Source organism: Achromobacter sp. 413638, assembly GCF_043119405.1.
GTDB lineage: Bacteria > Pseudomonadota > Gammaproteobacteria > Burkholderiales > Burkholderiaceae_B > Achromobacter.
Genome location: NZ_JBICCO010000088.1, coordinates 22,123 through 28,859 on the forward strand (window position 1 = coordinate 22,123; position 6,737 = coordinate 28,859).

Here is a 6,737-nt window from a genome sequence, read left to right on the forward strand (position 1 = left end):
ACAGGAGCAATCCGCCATGACCCAGGAAACCATCGATCAATACGTGCGCAGCGCGCTGGCGCTGGCCGGCTATACCCTGCGCGAGCCGGCCACGGCCGAGGTGACGCAGCAATTCGCGCGCATCCACGACATCGCCTCGACCTTCATCGACGAGGCCCTGCCGGTGGAACTGGAGTCGGCCTCGGTGTTCCGCCCGTGAACAGCGTCGCCCTCGGCCTGGCGCGGCAGATCCGCGACGGCGAGCGCAGCGCGTCGGCGGTGCTGGAAGCCACGCTGGCGCGCATCCGCGAGGCCGACCCGCGCTACCACTGCTTCACCAGCGTCACCGAAACCCGCGCCCGCCAGGAGGCCGCCGCCATCGACGCGCGGCGCGCCCGAGGCGAAGTCCTGCCGCCGCTGGCCGGCGTGCCCTATGCGGTCAAGAACCTATTCGATACCGCCGACGAGGTCACGCTGGCCGGCGGCCGCGTCAACGCCGCCAACCCGCCCGCGCGGCGCGATGCCGTGCTGGTGGCGCGGCTGCGCGAGGCCGGCGCGGTGCTGGTGGGCGCGCTCAACATGGACGAGCACGCCTACGGCTTCACGACAGAGAACTCGCACTACGGCGCCTGCCGCAATCCGCACGACACCGCCCGCATCGCCGGCGGTTCGTCGGGCGGTAGCGCCGCGGCGGTAGCCGGCGACCTGGTGCCGCTGACGCTGGGCTCCGACACCAACGGCTCGATCCGCGTGCCTGCCTCGCTGTGCGGCGTGTTCGGCCTGAAGCCGACCTTCGGCCGCCTGCCGCGCACCGGCTCGTTCCCCTTTGTCGGCAGCCTTGATCATCTAGGCCCCTTCGCGGCCGACGCGACGAGCCTGGCCGCGGTCTACGACGCGCTGCAAGGCCCCGACGCGGGAGACGGGGCCTGCGCCCAGTATCCGGCCGAACCCACGCTGGCGGCGCTGGCCTCGGACCGCCCCTTGCGCGTGGCCGTGCTGGGCGGCTATTTCACCCACTGGGCCGGCCCCGAGGCGCGCCAGGCCGTGCAACTGGCCGCGCGCGCGCTCGATGCCGCCGATATCGTCGAACTGGCCGGCGCGCAGCAAGCGCGCGCCGCCGCGTTCGTGATCACCGCCGCCGAAGGCGGCGCGCTGCATCGGCGCCGCCTGGTGACGCATTACGACTACTACGAGCCGTATTCGCGCGACCGCCTGGTGGCGGGCAGCCTGGTGCCCGCCGCCTGGGTGCAGCAGGCCCAGCGGGTGCGCCATCGCGTCTACCGCGACGCGCTGGCGCTGTTCGCGCGCTACGACGTGCTGATCGCGCCCGCCACGCCGGTGCCCGCCACGCCCATCGGCGCCCAGGACCTGATGCTGGCCGGCCAGTGCCTGCCGGCCCGCGCCAGCATGGGCCTGCTGACGCAGCCCATCTCCTGCCTGGGCCTGCCCGTCTGCGCCGCGCCCATCTGGCCCGGGATCGGCGCAGACGCCCATCTGCCGCTGGGCGTGCAACTGATCGCCGCGCCGTGGCGCGAGAGCGATTGCCTGCTGGCGGCCAGGCGGCTGGAGCGGGCTGGCGTCGCGGCGGTCCGACAGGTCATGCCGACGCCGTTTCTGCGCCCCCAGGCGCCTTCAAATCCAGCCACGCCACCAGCAGAAAGCCACCCGCGAGCCCCAGATGCTCGAAGAAGGCATTGGCGGCCATGAAGCGTTCCTGCCCGACAGGCAGCTCCCAGAAACGCAGCGCCATGCCGGTCGCCGCCAGCGTGAAGAGGGCCAGCGCCGCCGCGCCGAGCCAGCGCAGCCGGCCCGTCAGGATCATGGCGGACGCGATCAGCTCCAGCGCGATCACCAGCACGGCGTACACCGGCGCCGGCGACAGGCCGAAATGCGCCATCTCGCGCAGGGCGCCGGGAAAATCCGTCAGCTTCACCAGGCCGCCCTGCAGATAGGCGGCGCACAGCCCCAGATAGGCCAGGAAACGGATCGCGGCCGAACCGAACAGCGGACGCGCCGCGCCGGCGAGCCGCCGTTCCCATGCAGAAGGTGTATTCATGGCGGCGCCCCTCACACGGCCCAGCAGGAGCAGCCCAGCGCGCCGAAGAAGCCCGACAGGTCCGAGCTGGGCGCCTGCGCGCCCCAGGCGCGCGCATGCTCGTGGCCATGCACGCCGCAGGCGCTGGCGCAGCCGCAGGCCGCCATGTTGCGATAGCCCAGCGAATTGCGGCCGGCGCCATCCGGATCGCCCCAGGCGGCGTAGCCGCCGAACAGGCGCGTGGGCGACCAGTCCGGCATGGCGGGCGGCAGCGGGTTGTCGTCCAGCGGACCGAACTCGCCGGCGCCGTAGACGACGCGGCCGCCGACCACGGTCAGGTCCGAGGTCAGGAACGAGATCTCGTCCTCGGCGCAGCTGAAATAGTCCTTGTCCGGCACGATGAAATCGGCCAGCTGGCCCGGCTCGATGCGGCCGCGCTTGCCTTCCTCGTTGGAGAACCAGGCCACGTTCTCGGTCCACATGCGCAGCGCGGTCTCGCGGTCCAGGCAGTTGCGCGCGGGATAGAGGCGCGTGCCGCCGACGGTCTTGCCGGTGACCATCCAGGACAGGGACACCCAGGGGTTGTAGGACGCGACGCGGGTGGCGTCGGTGCCGGCCGACACCTTCACGCCGCGCGCCAGCATCTTGGCGACGGGCGGCGTGGCCTCGGCCGCCGCCGCGCCGTAGCGCTCGATGAAGTACTCGCCCTGGTAGGCCATGCGGTGCTGCACGGCGATGCCGCCGCCCAGCGCGGCGATGCGATCGATGGATTTGTCGGAGATGGTCTCGGCGTGGTCGAAGAACCAGTTCAGGCCGGTCAGCGGCGTGTCGCGATGGACTTTCTCGAAGACATCCAGCGCGCGCGCGATGGTCTCGTCATAGGTGGCATGCAGGCGCCAGGGCCAGCGGTTCTGCGCCAGCACGCGCACCACTTCCTCCAGCTCGCCTTCCATTTCCGGCGGCATGTCCGGCCGCTCGACGCGGAAGTCCTCGAAATCGGCGGCCGAGAACACCAGCATCTCGCCGGCGCCGTTATGACGGAAGTAGTCGGTGCCCTGCTTGTACTGCACGCTGGCGGTCCAGTTGAGGAAGTCCTCCTTCTCCTGCTTGGGCTTCTGCGTGAACAGGTTGTAGGCCAGCCGCACGGTCATCTGATTGTCGTCGGCCAGCCGCTGAATGACGGCATAGTCGTCGGGATAGTTCTGGAAGCCGCCGCCGGCGTCGATCACGCCGGTCACGCCCAGACGGTTCAATTCGCGCATGAAGTGGCGCGTGGAATTGAGCTGGTAGTCGAAGGGCAGCTTCGGACCTTTTGCCAACGTGGCGTACAGGATGGTGGCGTTGGGCTTGGCCAGCAGCAGCCCGGTGGGGTTGCCCTGCGCGTCGCGCAGGATCTCGCCGCCCGGCGGATTGGGCGTGGTCTTGGTGTAGCCCACCGCGCGCAGCGCCGCGCCGTTGAGCAGGGCGCGGTCGTACAGGTGCAGGATGAACACCGGCGTGTCGGGCGCGACGGCGTTGAGTTCCTCGATGGTGGGCAGGCGCTTCTCGGCGAACTGATGCTCGGTGAAGCCGCCCACCACGCGCACCCACTGCGGCGCGGGCGTGATGGCGACCTGACGCTTGAGCATGGCCATGGCGTCGGCCAGCGAGCGCACGCCGTCCCAGCGCAGCTCCATGTTGTAGTTCAGGCCGCCGCGCACCACGTGCGTGTGGTTGTCGTACAGGCCGGGCAGGACGGCGCGGCGCTTCAGGTCGACGCGCCGCGTGCCGGCGCCGGCCAGCGCCAGCACCTCGGCATCGTCGCCAACCGCGACGAAACGGCCGTCCTTGACGGCGACGGCGCTGGCCCGCGGCCGGGAACGGTCCAGCGTGGTGATGCGGCCATTGTGGAAGATGACGTCCGGCGTGGCGGTGGTCATGGCGGTTTCTCCTTGGAATCGGGCAGGGGCGCGAAGGCTCAACCCTGGTCGGTGTTCTGGTCTTGGCGTTGGGGCCGGGCCTGCCGGCCGGGCAGCTGCCCGAACAGATGGCTCACGGTCTTTTCCTTGTCGCAGGCGGCGGCGAAGGCCGAGCCGTTGAGCATATGCTTGCCCACCGGAATCAGCTGTTCGCCCACCAGGATGCCAAGCAGGCCGACCAACGCCACCAGCGGCGGCGCGGGCGAACGCACTTGCAACAGGCTATAGACCACGCCGACCAGCAGCCCGGCGCCCAGGGATAGCAGATAGATCTTCATTTGGATAGTCGTCCATTCACAATTGCGGTTCATGCCAGCGTGTCCGCCAGCAAGGCTTCAACATCATCCAGCGCCGTGATGCGCAGCGTGGTTTCGTCGCGGATGGCGGCGCCATCGCCATCTTCGAGCGATACATCATTGACGGTCAGCCGCCCCTTGGACGCGACCAGATAACCGCGACGCGCACCGCCGGCGAACCGATAGGTGGCCGCCTCGCCCGCCTTGAGCGCGACGGCCAGCACGCGGGCATCGCTACGGATCGGCAACGCATCCTCGTCGCCGGCGATGCCGCTGGCCAGCGTCAGGAAATGACCGTGGCAGGCATCGCGGGCGAAGGTCTTCCTGCCCCAGCTGGGCGGCGCGCCGCGCCGGTCCGGCTCGATCCAGATCTGGACCGCGCGGGCCGGGCCGCCCTCCATATTGAACTCGGCATGGGTCAGGCCGCTGCCCGCGCTCATGACCTGCACGTCGCCGGCCCGCGTGCGGCCCCGGTTGCCCAGGTCGTCCTCGTGCGTCAGCGCGCCCAGGCGCACGCAGGTGATGATCTCCACATCCGTATGCAGCAGCGGCGGAAAGCCCGAGTCCGGCGCGAGGGTCTCGTCGTTCCAGGCGCGCAGCGCGCCCCAGCGCATGCGCGCGGGATCCTGGTAGCCGGCGAACGAGAAATGATGCGTCACGTCGAACCAGCCGCGATGTGCATGGCCCAGGCTGGCGAGAGGACGGCGTTCGATCATGAGAGGGCCTCTGGAAGTCGGAAGTGTGCGGATTCGATGCGCCGAACCGGTAGCTGCTGCCCATGCCTTGCCGCCGGTCCGGCACCGTGGCGTCAGTGTTTCAAGGCCAGGAAGTGATGCACCTCGGGCTTGTCCGGCCCGACATGAAAGCGCAGCGCTTCGGCTTGCAGGTCCGCGTCGGCGTGCGATACGCGATGATGCTGGCGCAGATGCTCGGCCCAGGATTCCACGAAGAACCATTCGACCACCCGCTCCGCGTCGCCCGTATGCTCGACCACGCCCCAGGCATAGGCGCCATCGCGCAGGCGCTCCTGCGACAGGCGCTTCATGGCGGCCAGGAAGGCGGGGCGGTCGGCCTGACGGATGCGGTATTCCACCTGCACCAGCACCGGGCCACGATCGTGCGCCACCGGCTCGGCGACCAGCGGCTCGGGCCAATGGTTCGACGCCTGCAGATCGGCCTCGCCCACCGGCAGGCGGACGCGGTGGAACAGCAGCGCGACCAGGACCAGGCCGGCGGCGCTGGCCGCCAGCGCGTAGGGCACGCCGATTTCGCGCGCCACCAGGCCCCAGCCCAGGCTGCCCGCCGCCATCGCGCCATTGAACACGGTCAGGTACACCGCCAGGCCACGGCCGCGCACCCAGTTGGGCAGGATGGCCTGGGCCACGCTATTGAAGGTGGTGAGCGCCGTGATCCAGCCCATGCCCAGCACGACCAGCAGCAGCACGGCCAGCCACTTGGGCGGCGCGAACACCAGCGCCGCCATCACGGCCGCGCTGGCCAAGGACGCCAGCAGCACCAGGCCGTCCGCGTCCAGCTTGTCCAGGCGCGGCAGCAGCAGCGCGCCCAGGATCGCCCCCGCGCCCACCGCGCCCAGCAGCACGCCGTAGAAGCCCGAGGATCCGCCCAGCATCTGGCGCGCCACCAGCGGCAGCAAGGCCCACACCGCGCTGGCGAACAGGAAGAACACGGCGGCGCGCAGCAGCACGCGGTGCAGCTCCTTGCTGGCCCGCGTATAGCGCAGGCCGGCGCGAAACGCGCCCAGGAAGTTCTCCGACAGCGCGCTGTCGGCGGCGGCGGGACGCTTCCACCACAACAGGGCGGCGATCACGAACACATAGCTGAGCACGTCCATGCCGTAGGTCACGGCCGCGCCGAAGCTGGCCAGGATCAGGCCGCCGGCGGCCGGGCCGATGGCGCGGGCGATATTGATGCCCAGCGAATTGAGCGCGACCGCGCCCTTGAGATCGGCACGCGGCACCAGCTCGGGCACGATCGATTGCCAGGTCGGCCCCATCAGCGCCGCGCCGATGCCACCGACGAAGGTCAGCGCGATCAGGTAGTCGACCGTCAGCGCGCCGGTGTGCGACAGGAGCAGCAGCGTGCCGCTGACCGAGGCCAGCAGCAGCTGCACGAAGATCAGGAAGCGGCGGCGGTCCAGGATGTCGGACAGCACGCCGGCCGGTATGGCGAGCAGGAAGATGGGCAGCGTGGCGGCGGTCTGGATCAGCGCCACGGCGGTCGGGCTGGCCGACAGGTCGGTCACCAGCCAGGAGCTGGCCACGTCGCGCATGAAGCTGCCGACGTTGCCCAGCACCGTGGCCGCCCACAGCACGGCGAACACGGGCTGGCGCAGCGGCGCGAAGCTGCCTGCCGGATTAGGGGTGTTGCCGTGCGGCATGGAACGCTCCTGGATCGTCTGGGGTCGCCAGGGGCGTTCATCGCGCCGCCTGCGGTGTTCGGAAAAGAGTC

At 70.4% G+C, this 6,737-nt stretch carries 7 protein-coding genes; 2 read left to right on the top strand and 5 right to left on the bottom strand.

Annotated features, from left to right (window positions below; genetic code table 11):
* Positions 1-16: 16 nt before the first annotated feature.
* Positions 17-199 carry a DUF4089 domain-containing protein gene (locus ACEU5R_RS26535; protein WP_392412727.1) on the top strand — a complete coding sequence of 61 codons (183 nt, stop codon included), beginning with the start codon at positions 17-19 and terminating at the stop codon, positions 197-199.
* Positions 196-1,686 carry an AtzE family amidohydrolase gene (locus ACEU5R_RS26540; RefSeq protein ID WP_392412729.1) on the top strand — a complete coding sequence of 497 codons (1,491 nt, stop codon included), beginning with the start codon at positions 196-198 and terminating at the stop codon, positions 1,684-1,686. The genes ACEU5R_RS26535 and ACEU5R_RS26540 overlap by 4 nt, the downstream gene beginning before the upstream one ends.
* On the opposite strand, the gene ACEU5R_RS26545 is transcribed toward ACEU5R_RS26540, so the two are convergent.
* From ACEU5R_RS26545 to ACEU5R_RS26565, 5 genes are all read right to left on the bottom strand, one after another.
* Entirely contained in the window at positions 1,577-2,035 is a 459-nt protein-coding gene (locus tag ACEU5R_RS26545; protein WP_103271826.1) for a DoxX family protein, read from the bottom strand. The two genes, ACEU5R_RS26540 and ACEU5R_RS26545, sit on opposite strands and share 110 nt — an antisense overlap.
* A gap of 11 nt (positions 2,036-2,046) precedes the next feature.
* Positions 2,047-3,933, bottom strand: coding sequence for an amidohydrolase (locus ACEU5R_RS26550; RefSeq protein WP_103271825.1), 1,887 nt, complete (start codon positions 3,931-3,933; stop codon positions 2,047-2,049).
* Positions 3,934-3,971: 38 nt separating this feature from the next.
* Complete coding sequence (locus ACEU5R_RS26555; RefSeq protein WP_392412730.1) at positions 3,972-4,250, bottom strand: XapX domain-containing protein; 279 nt, start codon at positions 4,248-4,250, stop codon at positions 3,972-3,974.
* 29 nt (positions 4,251-4,279) lie between these two features.
* Positions 4,280-4,984, bottom strand: coding sequence for a pirin family protein (locus tag ACEU5R_RS26560; protein ID WP_392412731.1), 705 nt, complete (start codon positions 4,982-4,984; stop codon positions 4,280-4,282).
* Positions 4,985-5,076: 92 nt separating this feature from the next.
* Positions 5,077-6,666 carry an MFS transporter gene (locus tag ACEU5R_RS26565; protein ID WP_392412733.1) on the bottom strand — a complete coding sequence of 530 codons (1,590 nt, stop codon included), beginning with the start codon at positions 6,664-6,666 and terminating at the stop codon, positions 5,077-5,079.
* Positions 6,667-6,737 lie beyond the last annotated feature (71 nt).

What these genes read in the sequence shown, in the direction of transcription:
- ACEU5R_RS26535 (WP_392412727.1), top strand. Translation starts at nt 17, where the DNA reads ATGACCCAGGAAACCATCGATCAATACGTGCGCAGCGCGCTGGCGCTG.
- ACEU5R_RS26545 (WP_103271826.1), bottom strand. Translation starts at nt 2,035, where the DNA reads ATGAATACACCTTCTGCATGGGAACGGCGGCTCGCCGGCGCGGCGCGT.
- ACEU5R_RS26550 (WP_103271825.1), bottom strand. Translation starts at nt 3,933, where the DNA reads ATGACCACCGCCACGCCGGACGTCATCTTCCACAATGGCCGCATCACC.
- ACEU5R_RS26555 (WP_392412730.1), bottom strand. Translation starts at nt 4,250, where the DNA reads ATGAAGATCTATCTGCTATCCCTGGGCGCCGGGCTGCTGGTCGGCGTG.
- ACEU5R_RS26560 (WP_392412731.1), bottom strand. Translation starts at nt 4,984, where the DNA reads ATGATCGAACGCCGTCCTCTCGCCAGCCTGGGCCATGCACATCGCGGC.
- ACEU5R_RS26565 (WP_392412733.1), bottom strand. Translation starts at nt 6,666, where the DNA reads ATGCCGCACGGCAACACCCCTAATCCGGCAGGCAGCTTCGCGCCGCTG.